At 63.1% G+C, this 16,961-nt stretch carries 17 protein-coding genes and 1 pseudogene; 9 read left to right on the top strand and 9 right to left on the bottom strand.

All coding sequences use genetic code 11. The features are described 5' to 3' along the window. Positions 1-118: 118 nt before the first annotated feature. Positions 119-667 (top strand): hypothetical protein, encoded by a 549-nt coding sequence (locus BLX41_RS36400; protein ID WP_259745228.1) that lies wholly within the window; start codon positions 119-121, stop codon positions 665-667. An 84-nt stretch (positions 668-751) separates the two neighbouring features. After that, the gene (locus BLX41_RS27045) at positions 752-1,210 is read left to right on the top strand and encodes a hypothetical protein (RefSeq protein WP_123727376.1); all 459 of its coding nucleotides are present in this window, start codon (positions 752-754) and stop codon (positions 1,208-1,210) included. Positions 1,211-1,252: 42 nt separating this feature from the next. Here BLX41_RS27045 and BLX41_RS27040 read toward each other — a convergent pair whose 3' ends face one another. Next, positions 1,253-1,810, bottom strand: coding sequence for a pesticin C-terminus-like muramidase (locus tag BLX41_RS27040; protein WP_123727375.1), 558 nt, complete (start codon positions 1,808-1,810; stop codon positions 1,253-1,255). A gap of 168 nt (positions 1,811-1,978) precedes the next feature. Between BLX41_RS27040 and BLX41_RS27035 the strand changes: the two genes are divergently transcribed. The 3 genes from BLX41_RS27035 (at position 1,979) to BLX41_RS27025 (ending at position 3,760) form a co-directional block, all read left to right on the top strand. After that, positions 1,979-2,362, top strand: a complete 384-nt coding sequence (locus BLX41_RS27035) for a transcriptional regulator (protein ID WP_123727374.1) — start codon at positions 1,979-1,981, stop codon at positions 2,360-2,362. 81 nt (positions 2,363-2,443) lie between these two features. Beyond that, entirely contained in the window at positions 2,444-3,100 is a 657-nt protein-coding gene (locus BLX41_RS27030) for a DUF2589 domain-containing protein (RefSeq protein WP_123727373.1), read from the top strand. A gap of 75 nt (positions 3,101-3,175) precedes the next feature. Beyond that, complete coding sequence (locus tag BLX41_RS27025; protein WP_123727372.1) at positions 3,176-3,760, top strand: DUF2589 domain-containing protein; 585 nt, start codon at positions 3,176-3,178, stop codon at positions 3,758-3,760. Between the two features lie 53 nt (positions 3,761-3,813). Here BLX41_RS27025 and pmrG read toward each other — a convergent pair whose 3' ends face one another. Continuing rightward, the gene (gene pmrG / locus BLX41_RS27020) at positions 3,814-4,491 is read right to left on the bottom strand and encodes a lipopolysaccharide core heptose(II)-phosphate phosphatase PmrG (RefSeq protein ID WP_123727371.1); all 678 of its coding nucleotides are present in this window, start codon (positions 4,489-4,491) and stop codon (positions 3,814-3,816) included. 150 nt (positions 4,492-4,641) lie between these two features. Between pmrG and BLX41_RS33435 the strand changes: the two genes are divergently transcribed. The 3 genes and pseudogenes from BLX41_RS33435 to BLX41_RS37480 all read left to right on the top strand — a co-directional run bounded on the left by BLX41_RS33435 (position 4,642) and on the right by BLX41_RS37480 (position 6,770). After that, entirely contained in the window at positions 4,642-4,854 is a 213-nt protein-coding gene (locus BLX41_RS33435; protein WP_148059784.1) for a hypothetical protein, read from the top strand. 131 nt (positions 4,855-4,985) lie between these two features. Continuing rightward, a pseudogene (locus BLX41_RS37485) lies at positions 4,986-5,864 on the top strand (methyl-accepting chemotaxis protein); the annotation flags it as partial. Positions 5,865-5,906: 42 nt separating this feature from the next. Next, entirely contained in the window at positions 5,907-6,770 is an 864-nt protein-coding gene (locus BLX41_RS37480) for a methyl-accepting chemotaxis protein (RefSeq protein WP_375538620.1), read from the top strand. 276 nt (positions 6,771-7,046) lie between these two features. On the opposite strand, the gene BLX41_RS27010 is transcribed toward BLX41_RS37480, so the two are convergent. Continuing rightward, on the bottom strand, positions 7,047-7,439 hold the full coding sequence (locus BLX41_RS27010; RefSeq protein WP_123727369.1) for a DUF3077 domain-containing protein: 393 nt from the start codon (positions 7,437-7,439) through the stop codon (positions 7,047-7,049). A gap of 544 nt (positions 7,440-7,983) precedes the next feature. On the opposite strand from BLX41_RS27010, the gene gliR reads away from it, so the two are divergent. Further along, a complete protein-coding gene (gene gliR / locus BLX41_RS27005; RefSeq protein WP_123727368.1) occupies positions 7,984-9,012 on the top strand; it encodes an AraC family transcriptional regulator GliR in 1,029 nt (342 codons plus the stop codon). Positions 9,013-9,018: 6 nt separating this feature from the next. Here the strand turns inward: gliR and BLX41_RS27000 are convergent, their stop codons facing one another. The 6 genes from BLX41_RS27000 to ggt all read right to left on the bottom strand — a co-directional run bounded on the left by BLX41_RS27000 (position 9,019) and on the right by ggt (position 16,740). Continuing rightward, the gene (locus BLX41_RS27000) at positions 9,019-9,387 is read right to left on the bottom strand and encodes a glyoxalase superfamily protein (RefSeq protein WP_123727367.1); all 369 of its coding nucleotides are present in this window, start codon (positions 9,385-9,387) and stop codon (positions 9,019-9,021) included. Positions 9,388-9,503: 116 nt separating this feature from the next. Further along, positions 9,504-10,970: an N-acyl-D-amino-acid deacylase family protein gene (locus tag BLX41_RS26995; protein WP_123727366.1), complete on the bottom strand. Its 1,467-nt coding sequence runs from the start codon at positions 10,968-10,970 to the stop codon at positions 9,504-9,506. A 1-nt stretch (position 10,971) separates the two neighbouring features. Continuing rightward, positions 10,972-11,832 carry a MurR/RpiR family transcriptional regulator gene (locus BLX41_RS26990; protein ID WP_123727365.1) on the bottom strand — a complete coding sequence of 287 codons (861 nt, stop codon included), beginning with the start codon at positions 11,830-11,832 and terminating at the stop codon, positions 10,972-10,974. Continuing rightward, positions 11,833-13,182 carry a GntT/GntP/DsdX family permease gene (locus tag BLX41_RS26985; RefSeq protein ID WP_123727364.1) on the bottom strand — a complete coding sequence of 450 codons (1,350 nt, stop codon included), beginning with the start codon at positions 13,180-13,182 and terminating at the stop codon, positions 11,833-11,835. A 216-nt stretch (positions 13,183-13,398) separates the two neighbouring features. Next, entirely contained in the window at positions 13,399-14,844 is a 1,446-nt protein-coding gene (locus BLX41_RS26980) for a SulP family inorganic anion transporter (protein WP_123727363.1), read from the bottom strand. A 228-nt stretch (positions 14,845-15,072) separates the two neighbouring features. Further along, a complete protein-coding gene (ggt, locus tag BLX41_RS26975; protein ID WP_123727362.1) occupies positions 15,073-16,740 on the bottom strand; it encodes a gamma-glutamyltransferase in 1,668 nt (555 codons plus the stop codon). Positions 16,741-16,961: the final 221 nt, after the last annotated feature.

Below are 16,961 nucleotides of genomic sequence, written 5' to 3'. Positions count from 1 at the left end.
CCGTTTGCCCATCCCCGCCGCCCATACCCCTTGAACCCTTTCCCGCTGATACCCGCCTGCCGCCCTTGAAACCATGACTCCTGCCCAACCACGGGCATTCCCCCCAAAGGAGTCAGTCATGACCATCACCGTTACCACCTCCACCATGGATCAGGCCGTCGCCCAAAAGCGTTTCGACGATGCCTGCCGCTACCTGCGCCAATCCGACCTGGCCAACTTCCTCCTCGACGAACTGATCGCCGTCAAAGAGGAACTGACTGTGGAAGTCACCAACTCGGCGGCGGCAGACAAGACCGACCGCTGGATTCCACCGGCAACCAGCTCCACCACTTCCGCCGGCCGCGTAGTGTGGAACCTCAAGTCCCAGGTGTACGCCATCGAGAAAAAATACAAACAGCCGGATCTGAGCAACTTCCAGAAATTCCTCGCGCTGTTCGCCAGTGATCGGGTCGAGCGCCTGTCCCCGGCCCTGGTGCTGATGCATGAGCTGGGGCACGCCTGCCAATTCCTCACCAACAAGGCCGAGTTCCGCAAGCAACTGGCGGACAAAAATATCCTTGAAGTGGAAAACATCAACGTCAACGCCATCGAGAACACCGTGGCCAAGGAGCTGACAGCCAAAAACAACAAGGAAGGCCTGCGTTGGGACTACCTCGACGCCCGCTGAGCCTTGCCCCCCGGCGATACCTTTTCGCCGGGATCTTCCCTGTGTTCGTGTCGGGCCCTTGCGGCCTGCAAAAGGAGTTGCCCCATGTTGATTCTGCGTTCACTGATCATCGGCCTGAGCCTGTTGGCCAGCGCCGCCCACGCCCTGGACACCACCAGTACCCCAACCGAAACCCTGAAGGGCTACGCCGCGACCCTGAGCACCACCGCCGGCAGCAGCCAATGGCAACAGCTGTGGAAACGCGCCCGGGACCAGGGCGTTTTCGAGACTGCGGGTGAACAACCGCGCTTCACCATCACCCAGGACAAACTGCCGGACATGGCTCGCAGCACCTTGATCAATGCCAGCAGCGTGACCCCGCAGAACACCACCCAGGCGCAGTACCGCTATGAGTTTTCCAACCCCATCGGCCAGGCCAAGGGCAAGTCCCTCAAGGCCCTGTGCCTGTTGGTGGATTGGCGCTCGCTGCCCACCGGCACACGGCCCGATGACACCAGCTACATGGGCAGCGCGAGCCTGATGCAAATCACCCCCTGCCCCTGAAACTGGCAAGCCGCCCAGGCCGGTAGCCTGGGCGGCAACGGATCATGAACCTAACCGCGAGCTCAACAGATCGGCCTCCTTGCGCCGGCGGGTACCGTAGCTGTCGCCAAAGTTACGCAGGTTGGCCAGGGCACTGGACCAGTCGCGGGCCACCACCTGGGCCCAGAAGTTCGGCGTGCGGCTAGCCAGGTCACCGTACTGAAAGGCCACCGAGGCGATCACGGTCTGCATCGGTGCCGGCAGTTGGGCGAAATCCACCCCGCTGGCCTTGGTGTAGTTCGCCGCCAGACGATCGACGAAGGGCGCCTTGTACGCCTCGTCGATCAGTTCGGCCTCGTCACTGCCAATGGTCAAGGGCTGGGCATCGAGAAACGCCTTGGCCTTGAGCCCCGTCAGGCCCAAATAGGGCGTCAAGCGCCGCACCAGATCTGCCGGCAGATTGAGCGCCTGCAGATCCTTCACCCCACGCTGCCCCAGATCGAAGCCGGTGCCCACCGTGACGCCACTCTTGCTCTTGTCCGGATTGGGCACATAACCGCGGGTAATGCCAGCTCCCTCGAGAGCGGCGATAAAACTGAAATCAATCGCATAGCGTGACATGGGGATTTCCTCCTCCAGTTGAAGAAAATCCAGTGCATCACCAGCGACCGATACAACGTCAGAATGTAATAGTTCCCTTTAATAGGGGGGAAATTTCCCACTGAACAGAGGACGACACACCTCCTTAGGATCGAACCAGCTGTATCCATAATTCCAAGGAGGTACCAAATGGACGTGAAAGACCTCAGCCTTATCGATATTCGCCAGCTACCCCATTCGCTCCAGGCCCTCATCGACTGCATCGGCCTGGAAAACGCCTACCGCCTGACACGTGAATACGGCGGCCGTCCTAAGTACATCCCCAAGCACGCCGAACGCACTTCGCTGGCGCTGATCCTGCCTCCCGATGCTCTCAACGCCCTGATCGAACGCTTCGCCGGACTGGCCCTGGAGATCCCCAAGGCCGACCACTTCTGCCGGCAGATCCGCAACCAGCACATCCAGCTGGAAAGCCTGGGAGGCATCTCCCGCAGCGTCCTGGCGGACAAGTACGGCCTGAGCCTGCGGCAGATCGGCAACATCCGCCGCCTGGAAGTCAACACTCACCGGTAATCGATTCCCGCTGAATCGGCGGCGTTGGCTTGCTTAAGGTGCAAGGGCGCAACTCGCGCATAAACGATAAGGAGATTGACCATGCCAGATATCGACAAGGGCTTGATCGGCGGCGTGATTGCCGCCCTGCCCCTGGACAAGATGATCACCGGTCCGCTGATGGCAATGATCCAGGCGCAGGTCGCCGCGAGCAAAGCCTATGCGGACTTCCTCATGGGTGTGTGTATCCAGAACGGCCAGGCGGTATCGGTGCAGTTCGACTACGACGAAACCCTGGTGGATGACCAGGGCGTCTACAAGGGTACGGTGAAGAAATCGATGCGCATCCCGCTGCTGGCGGCCATCAGTCACCCCAACATCACCATTGAGGAAGGCTCCATCGAGTTCGAGCTGACCATCAGCCAGATGGCCGAGGACACCAGCTCCACCGAAGCCTCCGGCAGTTTCGAGGCGAAGATGGGCTGGGGCCCGTTCAGTGTTTCGGTCAAGGGCGCGGCGAGCCACAAGTCCACGCAGACCCGCAAGACCGACACCCGGGCACGCTACGCCATCAGCACCAAGATCGTCCGCCAGGACCCACCGGAAGCCCTGATGCGAGTCATCGACTTCCTCACCGACGCCGCCACCAAACCGGTGATGCTGCCGAGTGCCACCGCCACCGACACCGACAAGCTGCCCACCGCCAACGCGCTGAAAATGCCCGATGCACCGGCGGAAAAAACCGGCGCCAATCCCTGATAGCCACGCTTGACCCAGCCACCCGCCCCGCCGCCACGGCGGGGCACTTCAGCCATCGAACAAGGAGCATGATCCATGGCGTTTTTTTCCCGTCGCAAGGAGCCCATGTCCGCCAGCGACCTGAGCCACATCACCCGTGGCATGCACCAGGCCGCCGCCGCGACCCACAACCTGATCGCCCAGCAATACATCAAGTTGTTCGACCAGTTCTTCGACTACAACGTCAACGACCTGGGTACGCCGATGAAGGCCAAGATGGTCGAGGTGGCACTCAACGAACAGCACATCATCAATGTCCCCTTGATTGCCCTGGTCTCGCCCAAGGGCCTGGCCCTGCACAAGATGACCGTGGACCTGTCGGTGCGCATGCAAGGCACCGAACTGCAGAAGGCCAGCCACGACCTGGAAAATGGCGAGCTGCAGAGCGAGAAGTTTTTCGTCACCTTCGGCAGCGGCAAGCGCGAAGGCCAGGAGCGTGACCCGGACGAAGTGCAGATCAGCATGGAGTTTCGCGACTGCGAGCCGCCAGAAGCTATCCAGCGCCTGATCGAGGAGTTCACCAACCTGATCAGTCCGCAGCGGATCAATGAAAGTCCTGCGCCCGGCACACTGCCCCCCGCAACAACCCCGCCCGCCGATCCGGACCTGATGGCCCCCTGAGCCCGATGGCTGGCCTCGCCCGGCTGACCGCGACGGCCGGCTCCCCGGGGCCGTCAGGGCTTGAGGTTTACCGAACGCCAGTCACTGGCCTCGATCATCCCAAGCATCTTCGGCGCCCCGTTGAGGGTATCGGTGGACACGAACAGCGAGGCGCCGTAACCCAGGGTCGGGGTCGACAGCTTCAGTTGTTTCTCCAGTTCGTCCATGCACTCACTGTGGGTCACCAGCACCAGATTGCGGCCGGCTACCTTATGCGCCAGCACGTCGCGCAGCAGGCTGTTCTTGCAGTTGTACAGCCAGCCATCGCCACTGCTGACCTTGCTGAACATATAGCCGGCCGTCTGCGCGGTACGGGTCGAAGGGCTGTTATAGATGTCGGTGCGTTCCAGGCCCAACTGCTCGAAGCGCGCGCCAATGCCTACCGCCACCTCCCGCGCTCGATCGGTAATGCCGTCCGCCGGGCCGAGGCAGGCGGCGCTGGAACGATCGCAACGCTCCACGTGACGCACCAGGACAATCATGTCGCCCTTGGCCCAACTGCTGGTCAAGGCCTTGATCCCGGCTTCGTTGCCATGGGCCAGGTCAGGCACCGCCGCCGGCTTGAACAGGTACAGACTCAAGGGGAGCAACAGCAAACCGCCCAGCAGCAGCGTCAGTGTGTTCTTGTAACGGACCAGGGAACGCCATAAAGGCGGACGCTTGGCCACCGCCAGCACAAGTCTTGTAGCCACAGTCCTGCCGCCCTTTTGAGGATGATCCGAGGTGTTGAGCAGCGCGTAGCGAGACTACAGAACCCGGATGACAATTGAGCTCTGCCGGTCACTCTGGCAGCAACCGGGCCGACTCTAGGGTGGGTGGCGTGGGGGAGCGGTGAAATCAATGTGAAAAAAAGCTCAACGGACTGGCGGTTGATCCCGCAAAATAACCGTCCATCGCCTAAAACATTGTCTTGGGACAATGCCGACGAAATCGTTTCAGCTATGGCACATCCCGCCGATACACCCCCTACAAAACACCTTGCTGGTCACCAACAACAACAATCTTCCAGCCAACTCAAGATCAAGAAGAGCTACGTTCCTGGAGGAATTAAATGAGCAGTTGGTTTGCCAACATCAGCGTCAACCTTAAGCTGGGCCTGGGTTTCGGCCTGGTCCTGGCCCTCACCAGCGTCCTGGCACTGACCGGCTGGACCAGCCTGGGCAGCCTGATTGACCGCAGTAACTGGATGAGCGACATCACCCAGCTCAACAGCGGCCTGACCAAGCTGCGGGTCACCCGCCTGCAGTACATGCTGGCCAACGGCGACGAAACCGCCGCCCAGGGCGTGCAGAACACCCTGGACGATTTCAGCGCCCAGCAGAAAAAACTCCTGACCTCGTTCCAGAGCCCGGAAAACATCAAGCTCCTGCAAGGCCTGGGCGCGACCATCAGCGCCTATCAGGACTCGCTGAACAAGATGCGCAACGCCTACCGCACCGGCGACGCTGCGCGCCTGGCGATGAACCAGAACGCCGAACGCGCCAATGACCTGATCAATGGCATCAACACCTGGGTCAAGCAACTGCCCCTGAGCGACGAGCGCTTTACGCAGTTCCAGGCCATCACCCAGGCCAAGGAAGCCTTCCAACTGGCCCGCTATGAAGTGCGCGGCTACGTCACCACCAACAACCCGGACACCGAACAGAAAGCCGTCACCCAGCTCAACGCGGCGATTGCCGAAATGGATCAGCTCAAGAGCCATTTCAGCAGCACCCAGCGTGATGCCCTGCAACAGCTGGAAACCGCACTGAGCGGCTACCGCAGCTCGCTGCAGGCCTTCAAGGTCGCCTTCACCGACGCCGTACAGGCGCGCAAGGAAATGACCGAGCAGGGCGCCGACATCGTCAGCCGCAGCGACGCTCTGTACCAGATCCAGCTGGAGCGCCGCGACATCGAAAGCGCCCAGGCCCGCAGCCTGCAATTGATCAGCACCCTGCTGGCCCTGCTGGTGGGCGTACTGGCTGCCGTGATCATCACCCGGCAGATTACCCGTCCGCTGCGGGAAACCCTGGCCGTGGTCGAGCGCATCGCTTCGGGCGATCTCACCGAAAACCTGCGGGTGACCCGTCGCGATGAACTGGGCGTGCTGCAACAAGGCATCGTGCGCATGGGCGTGACCCTGCGCGAACTGATCGGTGGCATCCGCGACGGCGTGACCCAGATCGCCAGCGCCGCGGAAGAACTGTCCGCCGTGACCGAAGAAACCAGCGCCGGGGTCAACAGCCAGAAAGTCGAGACCGACCAGGTGGCCACCGCCATGCACGAGATGACCGCCACCGTGCAGGAAGTCGCGCGCAACGCCGAAGAAGCCTCCCAGGCCGCAGCCGCCGCCGACGGTGAAGCCCGCGAAGGCGACAAGGTGGTGGCCCAGGCCATCGAGCAGATCGAGCGCCTGGCCAGTGAAGTGGTGCGTTCCACCGACGCCATGACCGTGCTGCAACAGGAAAGCGACAAGATCGGCAGCGTCATGGACGTGATCAAGGCCGTGGCCGAGCAGACCAACCTGCTGGCACTGAACGCCGCCATTGAAGCCGCCCGTGCCGGTGAGGCTGGTCGTGGTTTCGCCGTGGTCGCCGACGAAGTGCGGGCCCTGGCCCAGCGCACCCAGAAGTCCACCGAAGAGATCGAGGAACTGGTGGCCGGCCTGCAGAACGGCACCCAGCAAGTGGCTACCGTGATGAACAACAGCCGCAGTCTGACCGACAGCAGCGTCGAGCTGACCCGCAAGGCCGGTGCCTCGCTGGAAAGCATCACCCGCACCGTGTCCAACATCCAATCGATGAACCAGCAGATCGCCGCCGCTGCCGAGCAACAGAGCGCCGTGGCCGAAGAGATCAGCCGCAGCATCATCAACGTGCGCGACGTGTCCGAACAGACCGCCGCCGCCAGCGACGAAACCGCAGCCGCAAGTGTTGAACTGGCGCGCCTGGGCGGTCAGTTGCAAATGATGGTCAGCCACTTCCGCGTCTGATCCGCGGCGTCCCCTTCGCCGGCAAGCCGGCTCCTACAGACCCTTGTAGGAGCTGGCTTGCCAGCGAAAGGCGCAACGCAGTGGCCCTACCTCACGTCAACAGGGGTGGCGGCTGCGTGCAGGCCTGCAATGCCAGGAAGAAGCAACCTGGTGGATCCGAAAATCCGCCAGCACACAACCGCCATTAATTGACACGGCAACAAGCGTGATCGCAAACGCGCTTGATGTACCTCTACAGGTCTAGGTTAGCCCGGTCCCTGCCGGCGACGCGCCGCCCTACTCCGCCGGTTTACTAGCGCCATCCAACAGCGCATCCACCACCGCTCGCGCCATCTCCACCGAATGAATCATCGACCAGATCAAGCTGCGCTCGATGCCGCTGGCGCTGGTGATTTCGTCGGCGGTTTCTTCCGCGCACTTAAGCAGCAATGAAACGTGCAGCAGCGCCTCTTCGGCATTGAACCCTTCACGTACCGCAAACAGCGGACGGCCATCACCATCCCGGCAACCAAAGCGGGTGCTGCCAGTGACAGTGAAACGCTCATGCAAAGGGGGCGAAAGCGCGGTGTTTTGCAGCGCCTGTAGCAAGGTCTTGTTGGGTTCTTCCAGCGCAGTGATCAACTCACGACTGGGTTGCAGAACGGGTGGATCGGGAACGATCTTCTTCACGGCAAAACTCCTGGAGAAGTTGAACCGCCACGCATCGCTACCAAACGATCAAGGTGGCGGCCATACGCAGGTTGGTAGACCGGGACTCCAGGAAACCCAGCGCACACGAGGTGCCCTGCGCACAGCCGCCATAACACGTCGACAGATTAAGGCCTGTCGAAAGTCAGCGGCGCTTGTGCCTGAAGTGATGCGGGCTACCAAACCCGATCGCTGAAGTGCAGCGACGGCCGAAGACTAGCCCTGGACATTCGATAGGCACAAGCCATGCAAACAGCTGAAATGTAACGGGGGGATTCTCGCGGAAATGCCCTACAAATCAAAGCGAAAATCCGTCATCAGAGGCGAACCTTATCGCGCGGTGGTTAGGGGAATAGGCGGCGTGCCCTTCGCCGGCAAGCCGGCTCCTACAGACCGTTGTAGGAGCTGGCTTGCCAGCGAAAGGCGCCAATCCCTCGCGCCGAGCATTTACACCCATCAGGGTTTGCCCTTACCTTTCCCGGTCTGCGTCCTGCTGTCCGAAGGATTCGTCGCCAGGAACCTCCACATGCCCAGCCTCGGTTTTACCTCGGTCCCACCCTTGCTCAAATATCTGCTCTATGCGGAGCAGCTGGGTATTGCCACAGAACCGGCACTGGCAGCGGCCGGGCTTACGGCCGCGCAGTTGAACGACACCAGTCTGCGCCTGCCGGTGGAGGTCCATGAGCGTTTGCTCGACTACTTCTGCCAGCATTCCGGCGATCCGTTGTTCGGGCTCAATTCGGCGCGCTTCGTCAAACCCAACTCCTGGAATGTGCTGGGCTACATCACCATGAACTGCGCCACCCTGGGCGAAGCCATGGGCCGCATCATGCCGTTCGAGAAGCTGGTAGGGGACATGGGCACCAGCCGGGCCGAGGTGGCGGGCGATCAGGTGCGGCTGATCTGGAGCTGTCGTCATCGGCGCCCGGACATTCGCCGGCACCTGGTGGAAAACGTGCTCGCCTCCTGGCTGCTGTATGCGCGCTGGATCGCCGACTCGCAGCTCTCACCCAGTGCGGTGTGGTTCGAGCACTCGCTGCCGGAGCTGGCCGAGGTGGCGCAGTACGAGGCCCTGTTCGGTTGTCCGGTGCTGTTCGGGCAAGCCTGCTCGGCCCTGGTGGCGCCGCTGCAATACCTGCAGTTGCCCCTGCGCCAGGCCGATGCGCGGCTGCTCAAGACCCTGGAGGATCACGCCCAGGCGATGATGGCCTCGTTGGCCGATGCGCCCCTGGCGTTGCAGGTGCAGAACGTGTTGCGCCAGTTGCTCAAGGACGGCCTGCCGCGCAAGGAGCAGGTGGCGGAACAACTGCAGATGTCCGAGCGCACGCTGCAGCGCCAGTTGCAACAGGCCGGCACGTCCTACCAACAGATTCTCGATGACTTGCGCCAGGAGTTGGCCGAGCACTATCTGCGCCACAGCGAGCTGTCGATCCAGGGGATCGCCGATTGCCTGGGCTTCACCGAATCCCGTTCATTTCACCGCAGCTTCAAGAGCCGCACCGGGTTGACCCCGGGACAGTTTCGCCAGGCCGCGCTGAGCGCCGGCAAGGCCTGAGCCCGGTCAGACGCTGATGGCATTGGTGAACACCAGCCGATTGCCGAACGGATCGCTGATGGTCATGTCCTGGCTGCCCCAGGGCATGGCCTGGATCTGCGGATGGGAAAAGCGGTATTCCTTGGCCAGCAATTGCTGCTGGAAGGCTTCCAGTTCGTCGGTTTCGATCCGCAGCGCCGCGCCCGGGGTGCAATCGCCGTGATGCTCGGACAGGTGCAACACGCACTCGCCCCGGGACACCTGCATGTACAGCGGGAAGTTGTCCTCGAAGCGGTGCTGCCAATCGAGGTTGAAGCCCAGGAAGTCCAGGTAAAACTCCCGGGCCTTGGCTTCATCGAAGATCCGCAGGATGGGGGTGGTTTTGCCAAAGCTCATTGCACGACTCCCTGACTGAAATAAGCCGACTATACAGGCGGCGATTCCCAGCACTTCGGCGCCGCGCAAGGATTCTTTAATAGCACAGCGCCATCACTGTGATGAAGATCAAAGAATCAGCCTGCGGATCTGAAGCCCCGGCGCAAATCCCCCTCCCGCGCCAGGAAACACCCCGAGCGCTGACCGTTGGCCTGGCCTTCGGTGTAGCTGCGCACGCCATTGACCCAAACCCCATCGATCCCTTGCGCCGCTTGCTGCGGGTGCTTGAAATCGGCCACGTCACGCACCCGCGCCGGGTCGAACAGCACCAGGTCGGCCCAATGCCCCTGGCGAATTTCGCCGCGCTGGTGCAGACCGAAACGCGCCGCCGAAAGCCCGGTCATCTTGTGCACCGCCGTGTGCAGCGGGAACAGGCCGAGGTCGCGACTGAAGTGGCCCAGCACCCTGGGAAAGGCGCCCCACAACCGCGGATGGGGGAACGGGTCTTCCGGCAGGCCATCGGAGCCGATCATCGACAGCGGATGGGCGAGGATGCGTCGTACATCGTTTTCATCCATGCCGTAGTACACCGCCCCTGCCGGTTGCAGGCGCTCGGCGGCGGCCAGCAGGCTGACGCCCCACTCGTCGGCAATCTCGTTCAGATCACGACCGCCCTGTTCGGGGTGCGGCGTGGACCAGGTGATGGTGATGCGATAGGCATCGGTGACCTGTTTCAGGTCCAGGGTCGAGGAGCTGGCGGCGTAGGGATAGCAGTCGCAGCCCACCGGATGCTCCTGGGCGGCCTGTTCCAGGGCCGCCAGCAGTTGCGGACTGCGGCCCCAGTTGCCGGCGCCGGCGCATTTGAGGTGGGAGACGATCACCGGCACCCGGGCCGCGCGGCCGATCAGAAAGGCTTCGTCCATGGCTTCCAGCACCGGTTCGAACTCACTGCGCAGGTGGGTGGTGTACACCGCCCCGAACGCCGTCAGTTCCTGGGCCAGTTGCAGCACTTCATCGGTCTCGGCACAGAAGGCACTGGCATAGGCCAGCCCGCTGGACAGGCCGAGGGCGCCGTCCTCCAGGCTTTCGCGCAGTTGCTCGCGCATGGCCGCGATTTCGGCGGCGCTGGCCGTGCGATGCAGGTCCGAGAGGTGGTTGCTGCGCAGCGCCGTGTGGCCCACCAGGGCCGCGACGTTCACCGCCGGGCGCGCCTCATCCACCGCCGCGCGATAGTCGCGAAAGTGCGGATAGACAAACATCGAGCGCTCGCCCAGCAGGTTCATCGGGTCCGGCGGATCGCCCTTGAGGCTCACCGGCGCAGCGCTGATCCCGCAGTTGCCGACGATCACTGTGGTCACACCCTGGCTGAGCTTGGGCAGCATCTGCGGCTGGCGGATCACCACGGTGTCGTCGTGGGTGTGCACATCGATGAAGCCCGGGGCCAGGACCCGGCCATGAGCATCGATCTCTTCCACGGCCGTGGCAGCGGACAGGTCACCGATGCACTGGATGCGACCGTCGCCGATCGCCAGGTCGGCGCGATAGCCAGGACGGTCGCTGCCGTCGATGATCAGGGCGTTGCGGATCAGCGTGTCGTAGCGCATGTCAGTCTCCCAGGGGCAGGCAGTCGTCGCCGCCCCGGTAATGGTCCAGGGCCAGCTTGATCCGCCGCAGGCGTTCCTGGCTGTCATCGGGCAGGGCCAGGGCCAGCTCGGTGGCCAGGACATCGATGGCCAGCAGCATGCCGTAGCGGGCCGCGGTGGGTTTGTAGATGAATGAGGTTTCGGCGCTGTGCAGAGGCAGCACCACGTCCGCCAGTTGGGCCAAGGGTGACTCGGGCAGGGTAATGGCGAGGATGCCGGCACCGTAGTTGCGGGCCAGGGCCACCGGCTCCAGTAATTCGGGGGTAAGGCCGGTCAGGGAACAGGCGATCACCGCGTGTTGCGGCCCCAGGGCGGCGGCGGTCACCCGCATCATCACCGGGTCGTGGCAGGCGGCGATGGGGTAGCCCAGGCGCACCAGGCGCACCTGCAGTTCATCGCTGCACAGGGTCGAACAGCCGCCCATGCCGAAGGCGTGGATCATCCGTGCCCGCCCCAGCAAGCGCACCGCATCGGCAAACTGCGCCTCCTCGAAACCGGCCAGGTGCTGATGCAGCGCAGACTCGATATCGCCCAGGATCTGCCGGTAGAAACCGGACGGCTCGGGCGCCCCGGCCGGGTCGAGAAAGCGGCTGCCAATACCGCTGGCCTGGGCCAGTTGCAAACGCAGCTGGCGCAGATCGCGGCAACCGACGCTGCGGGCAAAGCGCGACAGGGTGGCGGCGCTGACTTCGGCGCGCTGGGCCAGTTCGTCGAGGCTGGCGGAGGCGGCAAAGCCCACGTCGTCGAGCAGCAAGCGGGCGATCCGCCCTTCCCCGGCGCTGAAGTCATCCAGCCGCGAACGGATCTGATAAAGAATGTCCATCTACAACAGCTCCGCGAGTCCCAGAGTCAGGCCGAAGGCGATCACCGAAATCAGCGTCTCCAGCACGGTCCAGGTCTTGAAGGTTTGAATGACGGTCATATTGAAGTATTCCTTCACCAGCCAGAAGCCGCCGTCGTTGACGTGGGACAGAATCACCGAACCGGCCCCGGTGGCAATCACCAACAACTCCGGATGGGGATAACCCAGACCGACGGCCACCGGCGCCACCACTCCGGAAGCGGTGGTCAGGGCCACGGTGGCGGAACCGGTGGCGACCCGCATCAGTACCGCGAACAACCAGCCCATCCACAGCGGCGACAGCTGGAATTCATGGGCCAGGCCGACAATCTGCTCGGTGACCCCGGAATCGATCAGAATCCGGTTGAGACCGCCACCGGCCCCCACCAGCAAGGTGATGCTGGCCGTGGGTGCCAGGCATTCGTTGGTGAACTTGAGGATCGATTCACGGTTGATGCCCTGGGCCAGCCCCAGGGTCCAGAAACTCACCAGGGTGGCCACCAGCAGGGCGATCACCGAGTTGCCGATAAACAGCAAAAACTGATTGAGCCCGGTGCCGGGTTCCGCCAGCAGGTTGGCCCAGCCGCCAATCAGCATCAGCACCACCGGCAACAGGATGGTGGCTATGGTCAGGCGAAAGCTGGGCAGGCGCACCCGGGGTTCGCGGGCAATGAACTGACGCTCCAGGGGGTTCTCGGCCGGCAGATGAATGTGCGGCACGATAAACCGGGCATACACCGGACCGGCAATGATCGCTGTGGGCACGCCGATCAGCAGCGCGTATAGCAGGGTCTGCCCCACCGGCGCCTGATAGGCCTGCACCGCCAGCATCGCCCCCGGATGGGGCGGCACCAGGGCATGGACCACCGACAGCCCGGCGACCATGGGCAGGCCCACCATCAGCAGCGACACCCCCACCCGCCGCGCCACGGTGAAGGCAATGGGGATCAGCAGCACAAAACCCACTTCGAAAAACAGTGGCAGCCCCACCAGGAAAGCAATGCACACCATGGCCCAGTGAGCGTTGCGCTCGCCGAAGCGCTCGATCAGGGTCCGCGCCACCTGTTCGGCGCCGCCGGATTCGGCCATCAACTTGCCGAGCATGGTGCCCAAGGCCACCACCAGGGCGATGTGACCCAGGGTCTTGCCGACCCCGGCTTCATAGGCACCCACCACGCCGGACGGCGGCATGCCGGCCATCAGCGCCAGGCCGACGGACACCAGGGTGATGACGATAAAGGGGTTGAGTCGGTAGCGGGCGATCAACACGATCAACGCAATGATGGCGACTGCGGCGTAGCCCAGTAGCCCGTAACCCGTTGCGGGAGCCATGGTGTTCTCCTTGAAAACAGCGTCACTTTGGAATGGTTGTGAAACTCTTTAATCACTTAAGGAGATTTGTTTCAAACCAAGTGAAACTAATTTTCGTAAAGAGGCAGGCTTTGTCGCGAACAGCTATGCAAAAGCGGCGGCGATGAAAATCGGCAGTGGGTATTTTCATCCCCGCTCATTGAAAAACGGGCGAGCACTGCCACTCGCCCGCGGGCCTCAATCGTGTTGCACCCGGGCCCGTTTGAGCAGCTTCTTGCAACGCTCCGACAGGTGCAGCACCCGTAGCTGCTTGCCGGCCTTGGCATAGCGTTCGCGCAAGGTTTTCAAGGCGGCGACGGCCGAATAGTCGACAAAGCTCAGGTGACGACAGTCGACGGTCACGTGCTGCGGGTCACCCGCCGGGTCGAACTGATTGAGAAACGGCGTGGTGGAAGCAAAGAACAAAGTGCCGTGCAAGTGATAGAGCTTGCTGCCGTCGGCCTCCAGGTGAGCATCGGCGTACAGCTCCCGGGCCTGCTGCCAGGCGAAGTTGAGGGCGGCGATCACAATGCCGCAGAACACCGCCATGGCCAGGTCGGTGAACACCGTGATCACGGTCACGGCAAGGATCACCAGCACATCGTTCATCGGCACCTTGTTGATCACCCGCAACGAGGCCCAGGCAAAGGTCTGCTGCGACACCACGAACATCACCCCCACCAGCGCCGCCAGGGGAATGCGCTCGATCAGCGGCGACAGGAACAGCACGAACAGTAGGATCAGCCCCCCGGCCACCACCCCGGACAAACGCCCGCGGCCACCGGAGCTGAGGTTGATCACGGTCTGGCCGATCATCGCGCAGCCGCCCATGCCGCCGAACATTCCCGAGACCACATTGGCCGCGCCCAGGGCCACGCATTCGCGGTCCGGGTAGCCGCGGCTCTCGGTGATTTCATCGGTGAGGTTCAGGGTCAGCAGGGTTTCCAGCAGGCCGACCATGGCCATCAGGAACGCGTAGGGCGCGATGATGCCCAGGGTTTCCAGGTTCCACGGCACCTGGGGCAGCGCCAGGCTCGGCAGGCCGCCGGCGATGTGGGCCATGTCGCCCAGGGTGCGGGTCGGCAGGCCCAGCAGGTACACCAGCAAGCCCACGCCGAGAATTGCCACCAGGGCCGGCGGCACGGCCCGAGTCAGCCGTGGCAGCAGGTAGACAATGGCCATGGTCAGCGCCACCAGCCCGGCCATCAGGTACAACGGCTGGCCGCTGAGCCAATGCTCACCACTCTTGAAATGCTCCAGCTGGGCCAGGGCAATGACGATCGCCAGGCCGTTGACGAAACCCAGCATCACCGGGTGCGGCACCATGCGCACCAGCTTGCCCAGGCGCAGCAGGCCAAAGGCGACCATCACCAGCCCCCCCAGCAGCACCGTGGCCAGCAGGTACTGCACCCCGTGCTGCACCACCAGGGCGACGATCACCACCGCCATGGAACCGGCAGCGCCGGACACCATGCCCGGCCGACCGCCGAACAGCGCCGTCAGGGTGCAGATGAAGAAGGCGCCATACAGGCCCATCAACGGGTTGAGATGGGCCACCAGGGCGAAGGCGATGCATTCGGGCAACAAGGCGAACGAGGTAGTGAGTCCGGCCAGGACATCGGCACGCAGACGTTTTGCTTTCATGATTGACCTGATAGACGGACCGGCGGACGCGGCCCTTGGAGGAGCGGAAAGAAGGCGGGGAATGTTACGGAATTGAGCCGCCGCCGGCCAGCCGGCCGTCGGCGCCTGCACAGCGAATGTAGGAGCTGGCTTGCCAGCGAAAAGGCCGTTGGATCTGGCACCAGGCTTGCAGGCCCTTTCGCCGGCAAGCGGAACGCCGCCCGGCCAGCTCCTACCGGGGTTCAGCGGTTATTTGACGACCTTGCCGACACCGCGGCCGCGTGGGTCGGAAGCGGTTTCAAGCGCAGTGCCATTGACCCGGATCGCCTGGATATCACCCATCTCCCAACCCTGGTCTTCCAGGGTGTAGCCCATGGTTTTCAGCTCATCGGCGACCTTGCCGGTGAGCGGCGCATAGGCGTCGTAGTAGATCGTGTCCTTGGGCAGCAACTGGTGATGCACGCGCTGCGCGGCCACGGCCTTTTCCAGAGGCAGGTTGTAGTCATAGAGGTTGTTCAGCACCTGGAAGATCGAGGTGAAGATCCGCGAACCACCGGGGGTGCCCAGCACCAGGGTGACCTTGCCGTCGCGGGTCACCAGGCTCGGGCTCATGGAGGACAGCATGCGCTTGCCCGGGGCGATGGCGTTGGCGTCGCCGCCCACTACGCCGAAGGCGTTGGCCACGCCCGGCTTGGCGCTGAAGTCGTCCATTTCGTCGTTGAGCAAAAAGCCCGCGCCCTTGACCACCACGCCGCTGCCATAGTCCCAGTTCAGGGTGTAGGTGTTGCTCACCGCGTTGCCCTGGGCATCGACGATGGAGAAGTGGGTGGTCTGGTGCGGCTCAAGCCCGGGGCGCACTTTCTCGGTAGCCGAGATGGCGTTGGGGTTGACCTCGGCGGCGCGTTTTTTCAGATACGCCGGGTCGGTCAGTTGCTTGACCGGAACATCGGAAAACGCCGGGTCGCCCAGGTAGTCGGCGCGGTCGGCGAACACCCGCTTTTCGATTTCCGCCAGCAGGTGAATGTACTTGGCCGAATTGAGCTCCACACCCTTGAAGTCCGCCGCGCGCTCTTCCTTGATGCTGATCAACTGCGCCAAGGCCACCCCGCCGGAGCTGGGTGGTGGTGCGGTGTACAGGGTATTGCCACGGAAGGTCACCTGCAGCGGCTGGCGCCACTGGACCTTGTAGTCCTGCAGGTCCTGCTTGGTGATCAGGCCTTTGTCGGCCTGCATCTGCGCCACCAGCAAGTCGGCGGTCTTGCCGCTGTAGAACTCCTTGGCGCCCTGGTCGGCGATGCGTTCCAGGGTCGCGGCCAGTTCCGGCTGACGGAAGATTTCACCCGGTTTCATGCTGCCGAAGTAGTCGCCGAAGTTGGTGGTGCCGTTGAACAGCTTCAACGCATCCTCGCGGTACTGGTACTGCTTGTCCGCCACCTTGAAGCCGTTTTTCGCGTAGCCCACGGCCGGAGTGATCAGCTCGCTCCACGGCAACTTGCCGAACTTCTGGTGAGCTTCCCACAGGCCCATCACCGTGCCCGGCACCCCGGCGGCGCGGGCGCCCACCAGGCTCAGGTTCTCGATCACCTCGCCCTTTTCATTCAGGTACATGTCCCGGGTCGCAGCCTTGGGCGCGGTTTCCCGGTAGTCGAGAAAGTAGGGTTTGCCGTCGACGAACATCGTCATGAAACCGCCGCCGCCGATGTTGCCGGCTTCGGGGTAGGTCACTGCCAGGGCGAAGGCCGTGGCCACCGCGGCATCCACCGCGTTGCCGCCCTTCTTGAGGATCTGCGCCGCGACATCGGCGCCGTACTGGTTGGGCGCGGCCACCGCGCCGCCTTCCAGGGTCACGGCAAAAACCGAACTGCTGGCGGCGATGGCGGCCGTCAGGGCCAGGGACTTGAACAACACACTGCGCATAAGGTCCTTCCTTTTCTTGTTATCGAACGGCAAGAACATAGGCCCGGGATCACAGTTTGAGCAATCGTCAATTGCAGTACGTGCGTACCAACCCACAAACATAAATAACCGTAGGAGCTGGCTTGCCAGCGAAGGCGATTTCAAGACTTGCGCAAAACCCGGGGGCCCCTTCGCCGGCAAGCCGGCTCCTACAAGGGGTCGACTGCCGGACAGACCCGATG

The sequence above is a fragment of the Pseudomonas protegens genome (assembly GCF_003732485.1).
In the GTDB taxonomy this organism is placed as follows: Bacteria; Pseudomonadota; Gammaproteobacteria; order Pseudomonadales; family Pseudomonadaceae; genus Aquipseudomonas; species Aquipseudomonas protegens_B.
Note: the sequence above shows the minus strand (reverse complement) of the source record. Positions and strands in the feature narration are given on the sequence as shown.